17 protein-coding genes are annotated in these 20,543 nt (G+C 71.7%); 10 read left to right on the top strand and 7 right to left on the bottom strand.

The genetic code is table 11. The annotated features are described in order from the left end of the window. Positions 1-59: 59 nt before the first annotated feature. Positions 60-1,469, bottom strand: a complete 1,410-nt coding sequence (locus WMJ97_RS02555; RefSeq protein ID WP_347347390.1) for an alanine/glycine:cation symporter family protein — start codon at positions 1,467-1,469, stop codon at positions 60-62. Here WMJ97_RS02555 and pulA point away from each other — a divergent pair. From pulA to WMJ97_RS02540, 3 genes are all read left to right on the top strand, one after another. After that, complete coding sequence (gene pulA, locus WMJ97_RS02550) at positions 1,456-4,284, top strand: pullulanase-type alpha-1,6-glucosidase (RefSeq protein ID WP_347347389.1); 2,829 nt, start codon at positions 1,456-1,458, stop codon at positions 4,282-4,284. The two genes, WMJ97_RS02555 and pulA, sit on opposite strands and share 14 nt — an antisense overlap. Positions 4,285-4,852: 568 nt before the next feature. Continuing rightward, on the top strand, positions 4,853-6,925 hold the full coding sequence (tkt, locus tag WMJ97_RS02545; RefSeq protein WP_347347388.1) for a transketolase: 2,073 nt from the start codon (positions 4,853-4,855) through the stop codon (positions 6,923-6,925). A gap of 207 nt (positions 6,926-7,132) precedes the next feature. Then, the gene (locus tag WMJ97_RS02540; protein WP_347347387.1) at positions 7,133-8,890 is read left to right on the top strand and encodes a VanW family protein; all 1,758 of its coding nucleotides are present in this window, start codon (positions 7,133-7,135) and stop codon (positions 8,888-8,890) included. On the opposite strand, the gene mmuM is transcribed toward WMJ97_RS02540, so the two are convergent. Further along, positions 8,887-9,828, bottom strand: coding sequence for a homocysteine S-methyltransferase (gene mmuM / locus WMJ97_RS02535; RefSeq protein ID WP_347347386.1), 942 nt, complete (start codon positions 9,826-9,828; stop codon positions 8,887-8,889). The genes WMJ97_RS02540 and mmuM overlap by 4 nt on opposite strands. 108 nt (positions 9,829-9,936) lie before the next feature. On the opposite strand from mmuM, the gene WMJ97_RS02530 reads away from it, so the two are divergent. Then, positions 9,937-11,346, top strand: a complete 1,410-nt coding sequence (locus WMJ97_RS02530) for an amino acid permease (RefSeq protein ID WP_347347385.1) — start codon at positions 9,937-9,939, stop codon at positions 11,344-11,346. 46 nt (positions 11,347-11,392) lie between these two features. Here WMJ97_RS02530 and WMJ97_RS02525 read toward each other — a convergent pair whose 3' ends face one another. After that, on the bottom strand, positions 11,393-12,025 hold the full coding sequence (locus tag WMJ97_RS02525; RefSeq protein ID WP_347347384.1) for a hypothetical protein: 633 nt from the start codon (positions 12,023-12,025) through the stop codon (positions 11,393-11,395). A gap of 86 nt (positions 12,026-12,111) precedes the next feature. Here WMJ97_RS02525 and fdxA point away from each other — a divergent pair, with 86 nt between their 5' ends. Both fdxA and dapC read left to right on the top strand, forming a co-directional pair. Next, a complete protein-coding gene (gene fdxA / locus WMJ97_RS02520; RefSeq protein ID WP_347347383.1) occupies positions 12,112-12,432 on the top strand; it encodes a ferredoxin in 321 nt (106 codons plus the stop codon). After that, on the top strand, positions 12,429-13,535 hold the full coding sequence (gene dapC, locus WMJ97_RS02515; protein ID WP_347347382.1) for a succinyldiaminopimelate transaminase: 1,107 nt from the start codon (positions 12,429-12,431) through the stop codon (positions 13,533-13,535). The genes fdxA and dapC overlap by 4 nt, the downstream gene beginning before the upstream one ends. A gap of 15 nt (positions 13,536-13,550) precedes the next feature. Here the strand turns inward: dapC and WMJ97_RS02510 are convergent, their stop codons facing one another. From WMJ97_RS02510 to WMJ97_RS02500, 3 genes are read right to left on the bottom strand one after another with little or no spacing between them, the layout of a single operon-like run. Continuing rightward, complete coding sequence (locus WMJ97_RS02510) at positions 13,551-14,396, bottom strand: hypothetical protein (protein WP_347347381.1); 846 nt, start codon at positions 14,394-14,396, stop codon at positions 13,551-13,553. Positions 14,397-14,398: 2 nt separating this feature from the next. Further along, a complete protein-coding gene (gene dapD / locus WMJ97_RS02505; protein WP_347347380.1) occupies positions 14,399-15,331 on the bottom strand; it encodes a 2,3,4,5-tetrahydropyridine-2,6-dicarboxylate N-succinyltransferase in 933 nt (310 codons plus the stop codon). 60 nt (positions 15,332-15,391) lie between these two features. After that, positions 15,392-16,612, bottom strand: coding sequence for a hypothetical protein (locus WMJ97_RS02500; RefSeq protein WP_347347379.1), 1,221 nt, complete (start codon positions 16,610-16,612; stop codon positions 15,392-15,394). A gap of 134 nt (positions 16,613-16,746) precedes the next feature. Here WMJ97_RS02500 and dapE point away from each other — a divergent pair, with 134 nt between their 5' ends. From dapE to WMJ97_RS02480, 4 genes are all read left to right on the top strand, one after another. Then, entirely contained in the window at positions 16,747-17,811 is a 1,065-nt protein-coding gene (dapE, locus tag WMJ97_RS02495) for a succinyl-diaminopimelate desuccinylase (RefSeq protein ID WP_347347378.1), read from the top strand. 10 nt (positions 17,812-17,821) lie between these two features. After that, on the top strand, positions 17,822-18,595 hold the full coding sequence (locus WMJ97_RS02490) for a TIGR00730 family Rossman fold protein (RefSeq protein WP_347347377.1): 774 nt from the start codon (positions 17,822-17,824) through the stop codon (positions 18,593-18,595). Next, the gene (locus tag WMJ97_RS02485; RefSeq protein ID WP_347347376.1) at positions 18,595-18,927 is read left to right on the top strand and encodes a DivIVA domain-containing protein; all 333 of its coding nucleotides are present in this window, start codon (positions 18,595-18,597) and stop codon (positions 18,925-18,927) included. Before WMJ97_RS02490 ends, WMJ97_RS02485 begins: the two co-directional genes overlap by 1 nt. Positions 18,928-18,997: 70 nt before the next feature. Next, positions 18,998-19,165: a DUF3117 domain-containing protein gene (locus tag WMJ97_RS02480; protein WP_347347375.1), complete on the top strand. Its 168-nt coding sequence runs from the start codon at positions 18,998-19,000 to the stop codon at positions 19,163-19,165. A gap of 113 nt (positions 19,166-19,278) precedes the next feature. On the opposite strand, the gene glgA is transcribed toward WMJ97_RS02480, so the two are convergent. Continuing rightward, positions 19,279-20,475, bottom strand: a complete 1,197-nt coding sequence (glgA, locus tag WMJ97_RS02475) for a glycogen synthase (protein WP_347347374.1) — start codon at positions 20,473-20,475, stop codon at positions 19,279-19,281. Positions 20,476-20,543 lie beyond the last annotated feature (68 nt).

Raw genomic sequence — 20,543 nt, 5'->3', positions numbered from 1 at the left:
CATCCCCGCGGTGAGGCTCCCGTGGGCCCGACCGACGTCTGCCCGACCGACGCCGCCCCTCAGCGCCACGCGCTGAGCAGGGCGGCGTCCGGCATCTCGTCGGGAACGAACGCGACCTCGCCGCGGCGGCGTCCCTCGTAGTCGCGCAGGGCCGCGACGACCCACTTGGTGAGCGCGACCAGGCCGATCAGGTTCACGATGGTGATGAGGGCCATGGCGGTGTCCATGAGGATCCAGACCGTCGGCAGGGCCTGCACCGCGCCGATGCCGGTCGTCAGCACGGTGACGGCCGCCAGCAGCAGGTGCCGGCCGGGCCGGCGGCGGAGGAAGTCGACGTTCACCTGGGCGTACGCGTACGCGCCCAGGATCGAGCTGAACCCGAAGAAGAAGATCATCACCGACATGGGCCAGGACGCCCACGCGCCCAACTGGTGCGTCACGGCCTCGGTCGTGAGGGACGCCGACTGCTCGCGCTGCGTCACCCCGGGCGTGTAGACGACCGATCCGGTCGAGAGGATGATGAACGCCGTCGCCGAGCAGATCAGCATCGAGTCGACGAACACCCCGAGGCTCTGGATGAGCCCCTGCTGCACCGGGTGCGCGACCGTCGCGGTGGCCGCCGCGTTCGGCGCGGTGCCCATGCCGGCCTCGTTGGTGAACAGGCCCCGCTGGGCCCCGTTGAGCAGCGCGGCGGTCAGCCCGCCGCCGATGCCGGCCAGCCCCGGACGCAGCCCGAACGCCCCCGAGACGATGTCGGAGAGGAAGGCGGGCACCTGGGCGATGTTCGTGGCGATCACGACCACCGCGATGATGAGGTAGCCGAGCGCCATGAGCGGCGTGATCCACTCCGCGGCCCGCGCCACCCCCCGGACGCCCCCGAACACAACGAGCGCCGTCAGCGCCGCCAGCACGAGCGCCGACACCCACGTCGGGACGCCGTGCGCCTCGGCCACGCCCACCGCGATCGTGTTCGACTGCACCATCGGCATCGCGACGGCCATCGCGAACACGAGCAGCACCGCGAACAGGACGCCCCACCCGCGCGACCGCAGCCCGACGGAGATGTAGTAGGCGGGCCCGCCCCGGAATGTGCCGTCGTTCCACCGCACCTTGAACAGCTGCGCCAGCGTCGCCTCGGCGAAGCCGGTGGCCATGCCGACGGCGGCGACGACCCACATCCAAAAGATCGCGCCCGGGCCGCCCATGACGAGCGCCAGCGCGACGCCGGTGATGTTGCCGATGCCGATGCGCGTGGCCATGCCGATCGCGAACGCCTGGAACGACGAGATGCCCCCCTCGGCCCCCGACCGCGAATGCGCGACGTAGCGCAGCATGTCGCCGAACAGGCGCACCTGGACGCCGCGGGTGCGAATCGTCAGCCACAGCCCGACCGCGAGCAGCCCTCCCACCAGAACGTAGAGGTAGAGCTGCCCGTTGAACCGGTCCAATGCCGCGATGAAGTCGTCCACGGGGGAACCCTACGCCGTGCCTCCGGACGCCCGCGGCGGCGTCTGGGGGGCGTCCCGCCGTCACCCGGGCGCGGCCGTGGCGGGCGGGTGCCCCGAGTGCCAGAATGGGCGGGCTGTTTCAACCCAGGGGGTATGTGTGAGGGCGTACGGGGCGTCACCCGATCTCAGCATCAGCCGAGCGGTGTGGCCCACGCGGCGCATCATCGGGTGGCCCGCCGACGCGCTGCCGCCGGGGCTCGACCCCGCCGACCTCGACTGGAGCCTGCATTGGTCGCCGTCGGGGGGCGTCGACCCGTGGGCGTCCGAGCCGGTGCCGTGGCGCACCGCGCCGCTGCGGGTGGTCGACGCGGGCATGCCGGACGCCTTGGTGGCGCGCATGCCGCACCTGGCCGGGTTCGTGGCGCTCAGCGTCCCGGCGGACCTCGACGCCGGCGAGGTGGCCCGCGGGCAGGTCGCGGTGATGGCGCATCAGGCGTCCGGGCGGCTGGTGAACGCCAGCGGCGTCCAACTGGCCCATCTGCTCGACGAGATCTACGCGGCCGCCGGCCAGGCGGCCCTGGGTGCGTCCTGGAGCGACGGGCGTCCGACGCTGCGGGTGTGGGCGCCGACCGCGCGCCGGGTCGCGCTGCGGCTGTCCTTGCCGGGGGAGGACGAGGTCGTCCCGATGACGCGCGAGCCCGACGGCTGCTGGGCGGTCACCGGCGAGGCGAGCTGGCGCAACCTGTCGTACCTGTACGACGTCGAGGTGTTCGCGCCGACGTTCGGGCGGGTGGTGACCAACCGGGTGACCGACCCGTACTCGGTGGCCCTGCGGGCCAACTCGACCATGTCGGTGATCTGCGATCTGGCCGACCCCGGGCTCGCGCCCGAGGGCTGGGGCGAGGTGGCCGGGCCGCCGCTCGAGCACCCGGTCGACCAGGTCATCTACGAGCTGCACGTGCGCGACTTCTCGTCGGCCGACAAGACGGTGGACGCCGCGTTGCGCGGCACCTACCTCGCCTTCACGCAGGACAGCCTGGGCGCGCGTCACCTGCGGCGGCTGCGGGAGGCGGGGCTGACGACCGTCCAGTTGCTGCCGATCTTCGACAACAGCTCGGTGGAGGAGCGCCGCGAGCACCAAGAAGCCGTCAGCAAGGAGCGGCTCAAGGCGCTCCCGCCCGATTCGGACGAGCAGCAGCGCTACATCTCCGCGCGCCGCGACCGCGACGGGTTCAACTGGGGCTACGACCCCTGGCACTACATGGCCCCCGAGGGTTCGTACGCAACCGCGGACGCCGTCGACGGGCCGCAGCGCGTGCGGCAGGTCCGCGCGATGGTGGACGCCCTGCACCGGCTGGGCCTGCGCGTGGTGCTCGACCAGGTGTACAACCACACGACGTCGGCCGGGCAGGCGAACAATTCCGTGCTCGGCCGCATCGTGCCCGGCTACTACCACCGCCGCGACGACGTCGGCCGCGTGGCCACGTCGACGTGCTGCCCGAACGTCGCGACCGAGCACCGGATGGCCCAAAAGCTCATGGTCGACTCGGTCGTGCTGTGGGCGAAGCACTACCGGGTGGACGGCTTCCGGTTCGACCTCATGGGGCACCACAGCCGGGGGAACATGGTCGCCGTCCGGGAGGCGCTGGACGCGCTGACGCCCGAGCGCGACGGCGTCGACGGCCGCGGGGTCACGATGCACGGCGAGGGCTGGAACTTCGGCGAGGTCTCCGACAACGCCCGCTTCATCCAGGCCACGCAGGGCCAGCTCGGCGGGACGCACATCGGCACCTTCTCCGACCGGCTGCGGGACGCCGTGCGCGGCGGCGCGCCCTTCGACGTCGACCCGCGGCGGCAGGGCTTCGGCACCGGGCTGTGGACCGCACCGAACGCGTCCTCGGCCAACGGCAACACCTACGACCAGAAGGACCGCCTGCTGTACTACGGCGACCTCGTGCAGTTGGGGTTGGCGGGCACGCTCGCGGACGTCCGGTTCACCTCGCAGCTCACCGCGCTGAGCTGCCGGGGCGACGAGATCGACTACAACGGCGTCCCGGCGGGGTATGCGTGGGAGCCCGACGAGGTGGTCAACTACGTCGACGCCCACGACAACGAGACCCTGTTCGACGCGCTGACGATGAAGCTGCCGCTGACCGCGACGATGGAGGATCGCATCCGGGCGAACACCTTGTGTCTCGCGCTCGCGACGCTCGGTCAGAACCCGGTGATGTGGCACGCGGGCACCGACTTCCTGCGCAGCAAGAGCCTGGATCGCAACTCCTACGACTCCGGCGACTGGTTCAACTACCTCGACTTCTCGCTCACCGACAACGGGTTCGGCGCCGGGCTGCCGCCCGAGGTCGACAACGGCGTCCACTGGCGGTACATGAAGCCGCTGCTGGCGGATCCGGTGCTGAAGCCGTCGGCGTCCGACATGCGGCGCGCGCACGAGCTCGCGTTGGACCTGCTGCGGCTGCGGGCCTCGACGCGGCTGTTCCGGCTGGGCCGGGCGGCGGCGATCAAAGAGAAAGTGACGTTCCCGGTGTCGGGCACGTGGGCGCAGGTGCCGGGGGTGGTCGTCATGGTCGTGGACGACCGCGTCGGCGATCCGGTCGACGAGCGCTGGGCGCGGCTCGCGGTCGTGTTCAACGGCAGCGGATGGCCGGTGCGCCAGCGAGGGGACTTCCTGGGCGCGGGGGACTGGCAGTTGCACCCCGTGCAGCGCGAGGGCGCGGACGCCCTGGTGCGGCAGGCGGCGTTCGCCGACGGCGAGTTCGTCGTCCCCGGGCGCACCGTCGCCGTCTTCGTGGAGCCCCGTGTGGGCGTTTCTACCTGACGTTCTCCACACTCTGGTGTGGAGAACGTCACACGGCTCGCCGGCCTCGGGCCGCGTCCGGACGCCGTGGGCACGCTCTCACGGGTTGCACCACCCGCGCGGACGCCTGACCGGACGCCCGCGCGCGGCCCGGCCACGGCGTCCGGGAAGGGGCGTTGGCGAACGTTGACGACGTGCGCGAACAGCGGCGTCGCGAGATGAGTGGCCGCCTGGCGTCGCGTCCGGACGCGCGTGTCCACGATCCCGGGACCGGCGGCGAGACCTGTCGCACAGACTCCTGACCGCCGACGCTGACCCCCGCAGACCTGCGTCCGGACGCCTTCCTCGCCGACAGACGCGCCATGTGGCGTGTGACAAAACCCACACCAGAGTGTGGAGAACGTCAGGTAGAAACGCACACGGGGCCCGAGGAACCACCTCACCGACACCGTCGGACGCCGTCAGCACGGGAATACGTGCGCGGTTCACGCGCGACCAGCACTCCCGGGCCAGGATCGGGTGTCATAGGGTGATGGGGGTATCTGTCCCGCAGCAACCCATGACGAATCATGTGAGGAAAGTAGGCCCCATGTCCCAGCTCACCTGGACCGATCTCGACTCGAAGGCGGTCGACACCGCGCGCGTCCTGGCCGCCGATGCCGTGCAGAAGGTCGGCAACGGGCACCCGGGCACGGCGATCTCGCTGGCTCCGGTCGCGCATCTGCTGTACGGCAAGATCCTGAACTACGACCCCAGCGACGACCAGTGGCTCGGCCGCGACCGGTTCCTGATGTCCGCGGGTCACAGCTCCCTCACGCAGTACTGCCAGCTCTACCTGACCGGCATCGGCCTCGAGCTGAGCGACATCGAGTCGCTCCGCACGTGGGGCTCCCTCACCCCGGGTCACCCCGAGGTGCATCACACGAAGGGCGTCGAGTGCACGACCGGCCCGCTGGGCGCCGGCATCAGCAACGCGGTGGGCTTCGCGATGGCGTCCCGGCGCGAGCGCGAGCTCTACGACCCGGACGCGGCCCCGGGCGAGTCGGTCTTCGACCACTTCGTCTACGCGATCGCGGGCGACGGCTGCATGCAGGAGGGCATCTCGTCGGAGGCGTCCTCGCTGGCCGCGACGCAGAACCTGGGCAACCTGATCCTGATCTACGACGACAACCGCATTTCGATCGAGGGCGACACGAAGATCGCGATGAGCGAAGACGTCGAGGCCCGCTACGCGGCGTACGGCTGGCACACCGCCCACGTCGACTTCACCAACGGCTTCACCACGTACGAGGAGAAGGTCGCCGAGCTCTACGACGCGATCGTCGCCGCGCAGCAGGTCACCGACAAGCCGTCGTTCATCAAGGTCACCACGATCATCGGCTGGCCGCTGCCGACGAAGGCGGGCGACCATTCGGTCCACGGCGCCGCGCTCGGCGACGAGGAGATCGCGGGCCTGAAGAAGGAGCTGGGCTTCGACCCCGAGAAGACCTTCGAGGTCGCCGACGAGGTCATCGAGTACACCCGCGCGAACGCTGCCGACCGCGGCGCGGAGGCGCGCAAGGCGTGGGACGAGAAGTTCGCCGCCTGGCAGCAGGCCCACCCCGAGCAGGCGACGCTGCTCGAGCGCGTCCGCGCGCACGCGCTCCCGGAGGGCTTCGACGACGCCCTCCCGACGTTCGAGGCGGGCAAGATGTCGACGCGGAAGGCGTCCGGCAAGGTGCTGACCGCAATCGGCGCGGTCATGCCCGAGCTGTGGGGCGGCTCGGCCGACCTGGCCGGCTCGAACAACACGACGATCGAGGGCGCGAACAGCTTCTTGCCGCAGGAGCGCGGCTCGAAGGACTGGCCGGCCGGCGACGACGGCCGGACGCTGCACTTCGGCATCCGCGAGCACGCGATGGGCGGCGTCCTCAACGGCATCAACCTCTCGGGCCTGACGCGCGCCTACGGCGGCACGTTCCTGGTGTTCTCCGACTACATGCGTCCGGCGGTCCGGCTGGCGGCCATCGGCAACACGCCCTCCACGTTCGTCTGGACGCACGACTCCATCGGCGTCGGCGAGGACGGCCCGACGCACCAGCCGATCGAGCACGCGATGTCGCTGCGGCTCATCCCGGGCCTCGACGTCGTCCGGCCGGCCGACGCGAACGAGGTCGCGGCCGCCTGGAAGAAGATCCTCTCCACGAGCGATCGCCCGGCGGGCATCCTGCTGTCGCGGCAGGACCTGCGCACGTTCGACCGGGCCGAGGGCGGCGAGTTCGCCTCGACCGACGGCGTCGCGAAGGGCGCGTACACGCTGATCGAGGCGTCCGCGGAGCCTGCGGTGATCCTCGTGGCCACCGGCTCCGAGGTCGAGATCGCCGTCGACGCCCGCGAGCAGCTCGAGGCGAAGGGCGTCCCGACGCGCGTCGTCTCGATGCCGTGCGTCGAGTGGTTCCAGGAGCAGGACGACGCGTACCGCGCCGAGGTCCTGCCGGACGCCGTCCCGCAGGTCAGCATCGAGGCCGGCACGGTGCTGGGCTGGAAGAACATCCTCGGCCCGACGTCCGACTCGCTCGGGCTCGACCACTTCGGCGCGTCGGCGTCCGCGAAGGTGCTCTTCAAGGAGTTCGGCATCACCGCCGAGGCCCTCGCGGAGAAGGCGGAGGCGCTGCTCTCCTAGGTCGGTCCACGACCCCGGACGCCGATCCGCCCCGGTTGTTCGTCTCCGGTCGCGCACGGCGCGGCCTTGGCGCCGGCCCCCACGGGGGCCGGCGCCGCTGCGTCTGGAGGGTGGCCGTCCGGGGGCGTCCGCCGAAACCGGGTAGCCTGGCGCCACGTCGAAACACGTGTCCCTTCGATGGGGGCGCTAGCCGGAGGGGGTCGGTGGGTGAGCACGGAGGGTGACGCGGCGCGAAAGCCGCGCCGCACGGGGGCGATCGTCGCAGGAGTCGCGGGGGCGGCCGTCCTGATCGCGCTGGGGGTGACGTACGTCGTCGGGGCGTCCATGACGGGCTCGTCGCTGCCGCGCAACGCGTCGGTGTCGGGCATCCCGGTGGGCGGCATGACCCGCGCGCAGGCGACGAAGGCCGTCGAGGCGGGCCTGGCGTCCCTCGCCGACCGCCGGATCACCGTGACCGCGGGCGATCAGAAGGTCACGCGGCCGGCGTCCGGCTGGGGGCTCTCCATCGACTACGGGCGGACGGTCGCGCAGGCCGGCGGCGAGCAGAGCTGGAACCCGGTCGACGTCTGGGACACCCTCGTCGGTGGGCGCGACCACGCGCCCGTCGTCACGACGGACGCCGCGACGCTGGACGCCGGCGTCGCCGACCTCGCCAAGAAGTACGACCACGACCCCGTGGACGCCGCGATCACCGTCGAGAACGCGAAGCCGACGCTCGTCCAGGGCACGGCCGGCGGCACGCTGGAGCGGGAGAAGACCGCCGAGCTCCTCCAGCAGCGGTACCTGGCCGGCGGCGACGTCGCCGCGGCCGTCTCCGAGACGGACGCCGACATCACGAACGCCGAAGCCAAGGACGCCTACGACAAGATCGCCGTCCCCGCGCTCGGCTCACCGGTGACGCTCAAGTCGGGCGACCAGAGCGTCTCGTTGAGCCCGGCCGTCCTCGCGCCGGCGCTGTCGTTCGTCGCGAAGGACAGCAAGCTTCAGGCGTCCGTCGACGGCAAGAAGCTGCTCGCCAGCGCGAAGGCCCCGCTGGGGCCGTTCGGGCTGAAGCCCGCCCAGGACGCCGACGTCGTCCTCAAGGACGGCAAGCCGTCCGTGGTCGGCTCCCAGGAGGGCCGCGGCATCGACCCGCAGCGGCTCGCGGACGCGGTGACGCCGCTGCTCACGAAGCCGGCCGCGCAGCGCGCGGGCGGCGTCCAGGTCGACACGCTGAAGCCGTCGTTCACGACCGCGCAGGCGCAGGCGCTCGGCGTGAAGGAGATCACCGGCGAGTTCACGACCCGGTTCCCCGCGACGGCGTACCGGGTGAACAACATCGGCAAGTCGGCCCGGCTGGTGAACAACACCCTGGTCAAGCCGGGGGAGACGTTCAGCATGAACGAGGTCTTGGGCCCCCGGACGACCGCCCGCGGCTGGATGGCCGGCGGCGCGATCGACGGCGGCAAGGTCGTCGAGCGGATGGGCGGCGGCATCAGCCAAACCACGACGACCACGTTCAACGCGATCTTCTTCGCGGGCCTCGAGGACGTCTACCACAAGCCCCACTCGCTCTACTTCGACCGCTACCCCATGGGCCGCGAGGCGACGCTGGACTTCTACTCGGTCGACATGAAGTTCCGCAACGACTCCAAGTACGGCGTCCTGATGCAGGCGTTCACGAACAACCCGCGCGTCGGCGGGCGGGGCACGGTGACCGTGCGCGTCTGGTCGACGAAGGTCTACGACATCAAGGCGACCAAGCCGGTGCAGAGCCGGTTCCGGTCACCGGGCAAGCCGGTCGAGAACAACGCCGCGGTGTGCTCGCCGCAGAGTCCGATGACGGGGTTCCGGGTCGACTTCCAGCGGCAGTTCTACTCCGGCGGCAAGCTGGTGAAGTCCGAGCCGTTCACCTGGACGTACAGTTCGCTGACCGCCGTCACCTGCACCAACCCGAACGCCCGGCCCGACCGGAAGGTGCGTTAGGCGTCCGGACGCCCGCCCGCGTCGCCCACCTCGGCGGCAACGATCGCGATGTCGTCGGGGGTCGTCCGGCAGCAGCCGCCGACCATCCGGACGCCCAGGTCGAGCCATTCCGGCACGTGCCGGGTGAAGCGGTCGCGCCGGTCGGCGTCCCGCCAGGTCTTGGACGCCGGGTCGTACACGTCGCCCGAGTTCGGGTAGGCGAGCAGCGGCTTGCCGGTGTGGCGTCCGAGCAGCCGGAGCGCCGGCGTGACCAGCGCGGGCGCGACGCAGTTGGTGCCCACGGCGAGCACGTTCGCCTGGCCGTCGGCCCAGCGGGCCGCGTCGGCGAGGGGCGTGCCGTCGGCGAGCGTCTCGGGGTCGCGCAGTTGGAACGACACCCAGGCCGTCGTCGCCGGGAACTCCTCGGCGAGCAGCGCGACGATCGCGCGGGCCTCGGCGAGTTTCGGCTGGGTCTCGACGGCGAAGACGTCCACGCTGCCCGCCAGCGCCGCGATCCGCGGCCGATGGAAGCCGGCGAACCCTACGGCGTCCAGCTCGTAGTCGCCGGTGTATTCCGAGCCGTCGGCCAGGTAGGCCCCGTAGGGGCCGATGCTGCCGGCGACCGCCGTCCGGACGCCCGCGTGCCCGCGTTCGAACGCCTCGGACGCCTCCCGCGCCAACCCCGCGCCCCGCGCGATCAGCCCGGACGCCTCCGCGGCGGAGTAGCCCGCCGCCTCGAACGCGGGGACGTTCGCCTGGTACGTGTTCGTCGTCGCCACGCGCGCGCCGGCGTCGAAATAGCTCGCGTGGACGGCCCTGATCGCCTCGGGGGCCGAGTCGAGCGCCAGCGAGCCCCACAGCGCGTTCGCCGTGTCGACGCCACGGTGGGTGAGTTCGGTCGACATCGCGCCGTCGAGCACGACGACGCCCCCGTCGAGCAGGGCCTGTAGGTCGGTCACGGGGAGCACGCTACCCGGACGCCGACCGCGGCGGGCGTCCGGGGGTCGCCTGGCGACCACCCCACGGGACGAACCGTCCCACCCACCGGGCAGCCCTACTGTTCGCGCATGACCACTCCCGCGACCGTGGACGACGAAGCGGCCACGACCACCCTGCGGCGCAAGATGGGCACCCGCCACCTGCTGATGATCAGCTTCGGCGGCGTCATCGGTACCGGGCTCTTCCTCAGCTCCGGCTACACGATCAGCCAGGCCGGCCCCTTCGGCACCGTGCTGGCCTACACGGTCGGGGCGGTGCTCGTCTACCTGGTCATGATGTGCCTCGGCGAGCTGAGCGTGGCGATGCCGTACACGGGGGCCTTCCACGTCTACGCCACGCGCTACATCGGCCCGGCGACGGGCTTCGTCGTCGCGGTGCTCTACTGGCTCACCTGGACGATCGCCCTCGGCTCGGAGTTCACCGGCGCCGGGCTGATCATGCAGCAGTGGTTCCCGGGCACGCCCGTGTGGGTCTGGAGCGCGCTCTTCATCGCGGTCATCTTCGCCCTGAACGTGTCGTCGGTGCGGCTGTTCGCCGAGGCGGAGACCGTGCTCTCCAGCATCAAGATCGCCGCGATCATCATCTTCATCGTGCTCGGGACGCTCGCCATCGTCGGCATCATCCCGCTCATCGGCCACGACCGCGCGCCCGGCCTGACGAACCTCACCGAGGGCGGCCTGTTCCCCAACGGCATCGGCGCGGTGTTCGCGACGATGCTCACCGTGAACTTCGCGTTCTCCGGCACCGAGCTGATCGGCATCACGGCCGGCGAGACGAAGGACCCGACGACGACCGTCCCGAGGGCCATCCACGCGACCCTGTGGCGGCTGACGGTGTTCTTCATCGGGTCGATGGTCGTCATGGCCGCGCTCATCCCGTGGCGGGAGGCGGGCGTCGACCGGAGCCCGTTCGTGCTCGTGTTCGCGTCGATGGGCATCCCGTTCGCGGCCGACATCATGAACGTCGTGGTGCTCGCCGCGATCCTGTCGGCGGCCAACTCGGGGCTGTACGCGTCCACGCGCATGCTGTGGTCGCTGTCGAACGAGGGCACGATCCCGGCCGCCTTCACGCGGACGAACCGGTTCGGCGTCCCGTCGCTCGCGCTCGCCGCGTCGATGATCGGGGGGCTGCTGGCGCTGCTGAGCTCCGTCGTCGCGGCGGAGACCGTCTACCTCGTGCTCGTCTCGATCTCGGGGCTGGCGGTCATGCTCGTGTGGGTCGCGATCGCCTGGTCGCAGTTCAACTTCCGGCGCGAATGGCTCGCGAGCGGACACACCGTGGACGAACTCAGCTACCGTGTCCCCGGTTACCCCGTCGTCCCGATCCTGGCGTTCGCGATGAGCCTGGCCTCCTGCGTGCTGATCGTCTTCGACTCGGGGCAGCGCTCGGCGCTGTTCTACACGATCCCGTTCGTCGCGCTGTGCTACGCGGCCTTCGCGCTGCTGAAGCGGCGCCGCGCCCGCGACGCCTCCCGCTAGGCGTTTCTACCTGACATTCTCCACACTCTGAGGTGGAGAACGTCACTCACCCCAGGCGCGCGAAACCGGCGCCGGCGAGCGCTTCGGCCGCGGCGTCCGACGGATCCTCGACGACCAGGCACACGCTGCGCGCGTTCGCGCGGGTGGCCCACCAGCAGGCGTCCACGACCGGGCCCAGCCACCCCGGCTCGCCCGGCGTGCAGCCGAGCGCGACCACCCACTCGCCCTCCACGCGCGCCCGGACGCCGCCGAAGCTCGCCCGCTCGCCCCACGGCGCGACCGTCTCGGGGGCCGGACGCCCGGCGAGCACGTCAACGATGCGGGCGACCCACACGGGCCCGACAGGGGCGGCCCGGTGGGGGCCGGCGCTCCCGGGCCCGTCCGCAGCATCCGTCTCGGACGCCTCGCCCCCCAGCGCGGCGGCGACCAACTGCGTGAGCAGGGCGGGCGGCGTCCTCAGCGGGTCGCGGCCCCGCGACACCGGGACGCGCTTGCCCGCGGACACCGCGTCCCAGGCCAGCGTGTGCACCACGCCGCGTCGATCCACGATCGACAGCGTGTCGCCGGTCAGGGCTGTGACGAAGCCGATCACGTCGGTCGGCGAGCCGTGCTCGACCGCTCGGACGCTCACCCGCTCACCCACGTGCAAGGAGGGGAGAAGGCGTTCGATCGGGTGCATGGACGTGTCCTGTTCGTCGGGGAGGGCCGCTGTAGAGTGGCGAACGGCAGCCCATGGTAGGGGCGCCGAGCAACAGGAGGCGATACATGACCTACGTGATCACGCAGCCCTGCGTCGATGTGAAGGACCTCGCGTGCGTCGAGGAATGTCCTGTCGACTGCATCTACGAGGGCAACCGCATGCTGTACATCCACCCCGACGAGTGTGTCGACTGCGGCGCGTGCGAGCCGGTCTGTCCGACCGAAGCGATCTTCTACGAGGATGACGTCCCGGCCGATCAGGCCGAGTACTACGACATCAACGTGAAGTTCTTCGACGAGATCGGCAGCCCCGGTGGCGCGGCCAAGCTCGGCAAGATCGACGCCGACCACCCGACCGTCGCGGCCCTTCCGCCGCAGGGCGAGTGAGCGACCCGGTCTCCCAGCGGCTCCCGGATTTTCCCTGGGACACGATCGCCGGCGCGAAAGCGCTGGCGATCACGCATCCCGGGGGGCTGTGCGACCTGTCGGTCGGCACCCCGGTCGACCCGGTCCCGGCGCTCGCCATCGAGGCCCTCACGGCCTCGGCCGGGCGCTGGGCGGGCTACCCGACGGTGTGGGGGACGCCGCAACTGCGCGCCGCGATCATCGACTACCTGGCGCGCCGCTGGGGCGCCGTCGACCTGACGGACCATCACGTCCTGCCGGTCGTCGGCACGAAGGAGATGGTCGCGCACCTGCCGCTGCAGCTCGGGCTCGGTCCGGGCGACACGGTGGTGTTCCCCGAGTGCGCCTACCCGACGTACGAGGTGGGGGCACGTCTCGTCGGCGCGCGTCCGGTCGCGTGCGACGACCCGGCGCGGCTGGCCGAGTTCAGGCCGTCGCTGGTCTGGATCAACAGCCCCGGCAACCCCACCGGCCGCATCCTGACCGCCGACGAGATGCGCGCCTGGGTGCGGGCCGCCCGCGCCGCGGGCGCCACGCTGGCGTCGGATGAGTGCTACGGCGAGTTCGCGTGGGACGCCGAGCCCGTCTCCGTGCTGAACCCCGCCATCAACGAGGGCAGCCTCGAGGGGCTCCTCGCCGCGTTCTCCCTGTCGAAGCGCTCCAACATCGCGGGCTACCGCGCCGGCTTCCTGGCGGGGGACGCCGCCCTCCTCGGCGAGCTGCTGCAGGTCCGCAAGCACTCGGGCCTGATGATGTCCGGCCCCGTGCAGGACGCGATGACGACCCTGCTCGGCGACCAGGCCCACGTCGAGGAGCAGCGGCAGCGGTACCTGCGCCGGCGCGACCTGCTGCGTCCGGCGCTGGAGGCCGCGGGCTTCCGCGTCGAGCACTCCGAGGGCTCGCTGTACCTGTGGGCGACCCTCGACGAGAACTGCCGCGACACCGTCGACCGGCTCGCCGCCCTCGGCATCCTCGCCGCGCCCGGCGACTTCTACGGCCCGAAGGGCGCGCAGCACGTCCGCCTGGCGCTCACCGCCACCGACGAGCGCATCGCCGCGGCGTCCGAGCGCCTGCGGGAGGCCTGAGCGCCCGGCCGGCGCTCAGGCCAGCTCGATCACCACGGTGGACGCCGTGGTGGCCGAGGTGCCCGACCAGCGCGGCATGATCGTCGCCGACGGCTGCCAGGTGCGGTCGCCCACCGACACCGACCGGACGCCGTACGTCTTGGCGTTCGCGACCGCGATGCTGGCGGCCTGCCAGGCGTTCTTCGTGGACGCCGTGCGCACGGTCACCGTGGTGCCCGACCGCGAGACCTCGTCGCTCGTGGGCAGGGTCTGCCCGAAGAACGTCACGAGCCCGCCCGGGTTGCCGGCGGGCAGGCCGCGCACCACGCAACTGAAGGACGCCGGCGTCTCGCCGCTCAGCGAGCTGGCCAGCAGCTTCGACTTCGCGACGTGCTTGTCGTACGCGTCGGGGTAGCCGCTGCGCTGCACCTTCTGCGCGACGTCGCCGACGTCGGCGTTCTGCCAGTTGTTCACCTGCGCGAGCGCGGCGTAGAAGGCGCGGGAGGCGTAATACGGATCCATGATCTGGGCCCGCGTGCCCCACGCCTGCGACGGCCGTTGCTGGAAGATGCCGATCGAGTCGCGGTCGCCGTAGGAGAGGTTGCGAATCCCCGACTCCTGAAAGGCCGTCGCCAGCGCGATCGTCACGGCCCGCGGCGGCAGCCCGCGGCGCGCCGCGACGCCCGAGATGATCGACGCGTTGCGGGACTGCTCGAGGTCGATCTCGGCGCTGTCGCCGAGCACGAGTGCCGAGCAGCGCTCGGCCCACGGCCCGGGCTGCTTGGTCGCCGTGTAGTAGACGACCGCCGCCCCGGCACCCAGGGCGAGCAGCAGCACGAGGACGATCGCGACCCACCAGGGCCGCCGGCGGCGACGAGCCATCCTCAGTTCGCGTGCAGCGCGGCGTTGAGCTCGACCGAGTGGCCCTTCCGCGGCCGGACCTCCACCGCGCCGGTCACCGAGTTGCGCAGGAAGAGCAGCCCCGGCGTGCCCGACAGCGTCGCCGCCTTCACGACCTCGCCGCCCGGCAGCGTCACCTTCGTGCCGGCCGTCACGTACAGGCCCGCCTCCACCACGCAGTCATCGCCGAGCGAGATGCCGATGCCGGCCTCGGCGCCGAGCAGGCAGCGCTCGCCGATCGACACCTGCTGCTTGCCGCCGCCCGACAGGGTGCCCATGATGGACGCCCCGCCGCCGATGTCGGACCCGTCGCCGACGACGACGCCCGCCGAGATGCGCCCCTCGACCATCGAGGTGCCGAGCGTGCCGGCGTTGAAGTTCACGAAACCCTCGTGCATCACGGTCGTGCCGGACGCCAGGTGGGCGCCCAGCCGGACGCGGTCGGCGTCCCCGATGCGCACCCCCGACGGCACGACGTAGTCGACCATGCGGGGGAACTTGTCGACCCCGAAGACCGTCACGTGCCCGCGGGCGGCGCGGAGCGCGGCCCGCACCTCCTCGAAGCCGTCGACCGCGCAGGGGCCCGCCGACGTCCACACCACATTCGGCAGCACGCCGAACACCCCGTCGAGGTTGATCGTGCGCGGCTGGCACACGCGCGCCGACAGCAGGTGGAGCCGCAGGTAGGCGTCGGCCGGGCCGGCGGGCGCGGCGTCGAGGTCGATCTCGGTGAGTACGACCTCGGTGCGCACCCGACGCACCTCGTCGTCGGACGCCGCGGCCGTCAGGGACGCGGGCGCCGGCGAGCCGTCGCTCGCGCCGAGTTGCGGATCGGGGTACCAGACGTCGAGGACGCCGCCGTCGAGCGTGAGGGTCGCCAGGCCATAGGCCCAGGCGGTGCGCGGGGAATCGGTCATGCGGACCAGCCTAGCGGCGCCCCCCGACGGTCTCCGTCGTGCGACAGGCCCCGTGGACGACTACGAATTGCCCCAGCGCGCCGCGGGGTTCGCGGGCTTCAGGTCGACCGTCAGCGGCGTCGTCGTGGAGAACTTCGTCGTCGTGTCGGCGGGCTGCCCGTTCACCGTCGTCTTGGCCGCCACCGAGACGTCGAGCCGGACTGGCCCGGACGCCGTGAGGCGGTCGGCGTCCAACTCGGGCTTGAAGCCCGCCCACGGGTCATTGGTCAGCGTGTATTGCACGCTGCCCGGCGTCACCGTGCCGCTGATGCGCCACGGACAGCCCTGCGGCGCGGACTGATGCGTATCGAAGCACGCCTTGAGCGCAGCCTGGCCGGCGGCCTTCGCCGCGTCGGTGCCGCGCTGGCTGAGCGCGAGCGTCGGGGAGAGGCGCGCCGTGGCCGCGCCCGGGTCGGTGACGACCACCGGGTCTCCGGTGACGGTCACCTTGTCGTTCGCGGCGGTGGCGGCGTAGGTGCCCGGGAAGACCTGGTTGAGCGTCTGCGTCACCGCCTGCCCGTTGACCAGCACGGACGTCGGGCTCACCGCCAGCTCGCCGGTCACGTCGGCCAGCTCCCAGGTGCCTCCGGTCGTCGACAGACCCAGGCGCGTGTCGACGGCGCGGTCGCCGAGCTTGTAGCTGACCTGGGCGACCGCCTGGTCGCCCGCGGCGTTCAGTTCGATGTCGCCGACGCGCACGTCGGTCAGGGGGGCCGCCTTCTGGGACGCCTGCAGCGCCGCGTCGCTCAGCAGGCCGCCCTGGGCGGGCGGGTTGGCCCCGAAGTCGAGGGCCGCCTGCGCCTTGCCGGACGCCAGCGCGTCGTAGTAGCCCGTCACCACCCGCGTCACCGCGTCCTTCTGCGCGTCGCTCGCGTTGGAGCGCGACCACGTCACGGCGCCCACCACCAGCGCGAGCACGAGGGCCAGCACGCCGACCCAAACCCACGGGTTGCGCAGCCACGCCGGGTTGCCCGCGTCGCCCTCGGACGCCGCCGGCTCGCTGCCCGCCTCACCCTCGGTGTGACCCGGCGTGTCGGACGCCGCCGGTTCGCCGCCGTCGGCGGCCGGCAGCTCGGCGGTGCGCTCGGATTCGGGCTCGGCGCCCTCGCCCTCCACGGACGTGGCGGAGGCGGGGGACGCGGCCTGTTCGGCCGCCCCCGCGTCCACGGGCGCGGCCGGCGCGGGTTGCCCGGTGCCCGCCTCGCCGGCGGGATCGTGGGCGAAGTACTCGTCGTCTTTCACGGGTCTCCTTCGTGGTGCTACTACCCACAACATCCTGCCACGCGGGGGTGACACTCCCTCAGGAGGGGCCCGGCGGCCGTCGCGTCGCGGCGCGCGCACTTGCGGCAGCCCTCCGGTGCGGAAAAGCTTGCGGTATGACCCTCGACCTCAGCCAGCCCCTGCCCGACCTGCTCCGGGCGATCGTCGACATCGAGTCGGTGAGCGGCAACGAGCGGGCGCTCGCGGACGCCGTCCAGGCCGCCCTCGCGCCGCTGGAGCACCTCACGCTGTTCCGCGACGGGGACACGGTCATCGCCCGCACCGATCTCGGGCGTCGGGTGCGCGTCGTGATCGCCGGGCACCTCGACACCGTGCCCGTGGCGGGCAACCTGCCGAGCTGGGTCGAGGGCGACCTCATCTACGGGCGCGGCACGTGCGACATGAAGGGCGGCGTGGCCGTCCAGTTGGCGCTCGCGGCGTCCCTGACGGACCCGCGCCACGACGTCACGTGGGTCTTCTACGACCACGAGGAGGTGGCGGCCAGCCTCAACGGGCTCGGCCGCGTCGCCCGGACGCACCCGGAGCAACTCGAAGCAGACTTCGCCGTCCTCATGGAGCCGACGGACGCCCAGGTCGAGGGTGGCTGCCAGGGCACGCTGCGCGCGGAGATCACGACCACCGGCACGAAGGCCCACTCGGCGCGGGCATGGAAGGGGCACAACGCGATCCACGACGCCGCCGGCATCCTGGACCGGCTGGCCGCCTACGAGCCCCGGAACGTCGTCGTCGACGGGCTGGAGTACCGCGAGGGGCTCAACGCGGTCCGCATCGCGGGGGGCATCGCCGGCAACGTCATCCCCGACCGGTGCACGATCGAGATCAACTTCCGCTTCGCGCCCGATCGCACGCTCACCGAGGCGCAGGCCTTCGTCACGGACGTCTTCGCCGGGTACGACGTCGAGTTCACCGACCTCGCGCCGGCCGCGCGTCCGGGCCTGGACCTGCCCGCGGCGCGCGAGTTCGTGGACGCCGTCGGCGGCGAGCCCGGCCCCAAGTACGGCTGGACGGACGTGGCGCGCTTCGCCGAGCTCGGCGTCCCGGCCGTGAACTTCGGGCCGGGGGACCCGGGCAAGGCGCACGCCGACGACGAGTTCTGCCCGGCGTCCCATCTGGACCGCTGCGCGGCCGCCCTGACGCGCTGGCTTTCCCCGCGGCAATAGGGTGGCGGCCATGGGTAAGAAGTACCGGCAGCAGGGTCCCGTCATCCGGCGAGCGGGCCAGGTGCAGGCGACGACCACCGACCAGCGGCTCCTGCAGTCGCGCGGCCCGACCGACTGGGTGCATTCGGACCCGTGGCGGGTGATGCGCATCCAGTCCGAGTTCGTGGAGGGCTTCGGCACGCTCGCCGAGCTCGGCCCGGCCGTCAGCGTGTTCGGGTCGGCCCGCACGGCGTCCGACAACCCCTATTACGAGCGGGCGGTCGAGTTGGGCGCGGCCCTCGCGGACGCCGGCTACGCGGTCATCACGGGCGGCGGCCCCGGCATCATGGAGGCCGCGAACAAGGGGGCGCGGGAGGCCGGGGGCACGTCGGTGGGCCTCGGCATCGAGCTGCCCTTCGAGGAGCGCCTCAACAAGTACGTGACGCTCGGCATCAACTTCCGGTACTTCTTTGTGCGGAAGGTGATGTTCCTCAAGTACGCCCAGGGCTTCATCGTGCTGCCGGGCGGGTTCGGCACGTTCGACGAGCTGTTCGAGGCGCTCACGCTCGTGCAGACGAAGAAGGTGACGTCGTTCCCGATCGTCTTGTTCGGGTCCAGCTACTGGCAGGGCCTGCTCGACTGGCTGGAGCAGTCGGTCGAGACCGACGGGTACATCGGCCGCATCGACCGCGACCTGCTGCACGTCACCGACGACGTCGCCGAGGCCGTCGCGATCATCGTCAAGCACGGCGAGAGCGTCGAGCGGGCCGCCCAAAAGGCCCTCCGCGAGGAGCGGGGCAACTGATGCCCGGCCTCGAGTGGGTCATCTACGCGCTCGCCCTGGTGGCCTTGTGGCTAGGGGCGATGGCCGCGCACGGCCGCTTCGGCGGCATGCCGCCCGCCGTCGTCGACGTGCCGCAGCCCACGCTGGCCGAGGGCGCGTTGACCGCCGACGAACTGCGGACGGTGCGCCTCGCCGTCGTCCCGCGCGGCTACTCCATCGCGCAGGTGGACGCCCTCCTCGAACGCGTCGCCCGCCAACTCGACGTCGCCGAAACGCACCGGGACGCCGCCGACGGCGACCCGTCCGCGTGGGGCGCCGACGAGGGCGTACGCTCACCGGCGACGGGTCGCTGACCGGATCGTCGCGGAGGTTCTGCGATACTAGGGGGCGCAAACTACTGCAATCACGTGAATCGAGGTAACGATGGCAGCGATGAAGCCGCGTACTGGAGACGGACCGATCGAGGTCGCCAAAGAATCTCGGGTGATCGCGATGCGCATCCCGGCTGAGGGCGGCGGTCGGCTCGTGATCGAGATGAATGCGCAGGAGGCGGAGGCGCTCTTGGAGGCGCTCAAGGGCGTCGTCGGCTAGCCGGCTTCGTCGCCGCACCACCACGACGCGAAGGCCGCCGGCCCGGGCACGTTGCCCGGGCCGGCGGCCTCCTCGCGTGAGGTGGGTCCCGGCGCCGGCGCCGGGACGGCGGCTCACTTCGCCTTGTTCTCCTCGTGGGCGCGGATCGCCGCCTCGTAGACCTGAACCGTCTCCTGCGCGATCTTCTCCCAGCTGAACTCGTCGATGCAGCGCTGCCGTCCGGCCTTGCCCATCTTCTCCGCGAGTTCGCGGTCGCGCGTGATCTGGTTGATCTTGTCGGCGAAGGTCTTCTCGAAGTTCGCGATGAACTCGGCGTCGTCGGCCTTGGCCGGGTCGTAGGGCACCAGCAGGCCGGTCTCGCCGTCGACGACCACCTCGGGGATGCCGCCCACCGCGCTCGCGACGACCGGGATCTCGCAGGCCATCGCCTCGAGGTTCACGATGCCGAGCGGCTCGTAGATCGACGGGCACGCGAACAGGGTCGAGTGGGTGAGCACCTGACGCACGGACGCCCGCGGCAGCATCTCCTGCACCCACGTGACGCCGCTGCGGGACTGGTTCAGCTCCCCGAACGCCTTGTCGAACTCGGCGGCGATCTCCGGGGTGTCCGGCGCGCCCGCGAGCAGCAGGATCTGGGTGTCGGGGTCGAGGAACTGGGCCGCCCGGACGAGGTGGACCAGGCCCTTTTGGCGCGTGATGCGACCCACGAACGTGACGATCGGCTTGGACAGGTCGACGCCCAAGCCCTCGATGACGTCGGTGTCGTGATCGGGCTTGAACTCCTCGGGGTCGATGCCGTTCTTCACCACGTGGATGCGCGCCGGATCGACGTTCGGGTAGGCGTTGCGGATCGCCGGCACCATCGCCTCGCTGACCGCGATGACGGCGTCCGCGTGCTCGTACGCGGTCTTCTCCGCCCACGACGACACGTGGTAGCCGCCCCCGAGCTGCTCGACCTTCCACGGGCGGTCGGGCTCGAGGGAGTGCGCGGTCACGACCAGCGGCACGTCCTGGTAGACCGAGCCGAGCAGACCGGCGAAGCAGACGTACCAGGTGTGCCCGTGAATGACGTCGACCTCAGGGATCGCCGCGGCCATGGACACATCGGCGCCGATGGTCCTGATGGCCGGGTTCGCGCCCTCGGGCCAGTCTTCGGAGTGGGCGGTCGCGTCCTCGCGATCCTTACCCATGCACTGGACGTCGACGGAGTCGGTGAACTTGCGGAGTTGGGGGACGAGCTGCCCGACGTGAACGCCGGCGCCGCCGTAGATGTACGGGGGATATTCCCGAGTCAGGATCGATACGCGCATACGGGGCATCGTGTCATACGGACCCCGCGCAGGTCAGCAGAATTCGCAAGGCCCGCGGCGGTGGACCC

The sequence above is a fragment of the Nigerium sp. genome, from assembly GCF_039811905.1.
Taxonomy (GTDB): domain Bacteria; phylum Actinomycetota; class Actinomycetes; order Propionibacteriales; family Propionibacteriaceae; genus Propioniciclava.
This window is presented reverse-complemented; position numbering and strand designations above follow the sequence as displayed.

Excerpts from the sequence above, each read along its gene's own strand:
- WMJ97_RS02480 (WP_347347375.1), top strand. The coding sequence starts at position 18,998 with ATGGCAGCGATGAAGCCGCGTACTGGAGACGGACCGATCGAGGTCGCC.
- pulA (WP_347347389.1), top strand. The coding sequence starts at position 1,456 with ATGAAGTCGTCCACGGGGGAACCCTACGCCGTGCCTCCGGACGCCCGC.
- tkt (WP_347347388.1), top strand. The coding sequence starts at position 4,853 with ATGTCCCAGCTCACCTGGACCGATCTCGACTCGAAGGCGGTCGACACC.
- glgA (WP_347347374.1), bottom strand. The coding sequence starts at position 20,475 with ATGCGCGTATCGATCCTGACTCGGGAATATCCCCCGTACATCTACGGC.
- WMJ97_RS02490 (WP_347347377.1), top strand. The coding sequence starts at position 17,822 with ATGGGTAAGAAGTACCGGCAGCAGGGTCCCGTCATCCGGCGAGCGGGC.
- WMJ97_RS02525 (WP_347347384.1), bottom strand. The coding sequence starts at position 12,025 with ATGCACCCGATCGAACGCCTTCTCCCCTCCTTGCACGTGGGTGAGCGG.
- WMJ97_RS02510 (WP_347347381.1), bottom strand. The coding sequence starts at position 14,396 with ATGGCTCGTCGCCGCCGGCGGCCCTGGTGGGTCGCGATCGTCCTCGTG.
- dapE (WP_347347378.1), top strand. The coding sequence starts at position 16,747 with ATGACCCTCGACCTCAGCCAGCCCCTGCCCGACCTGCTCCGGGCGATC.
- WMJ97_RS02485 (WP_347347376.1), top strand. The coding sequence starts at position 18,595 with ATGCCCGGCCTCGAGTGGGTCATCTACGCGCTCGCCCTGGTGGCCTTG.
- fdxA (WP_347347383.1), top strand. The coding sequence starts at position 12,112 with ATGACCTACGTGATCACGCAGCCCTGCGTCGATGTGAAGGACCTCGCG.
- WMJ97_RS02530 (WP_347347385.1), top strand. The coding sequence starts at position 9,937 with ATGACCACTCCCGCGACCGTGGACGACGAAGCGGCCACGACCACCCTG.
- dapD (WP_347347380.1), bottom strand. The coding sequence starts at position 15,331 with ATGACCGATTCCCCGCGCACCGCCTGGGCCTATGGCCTGGCGACCCTC.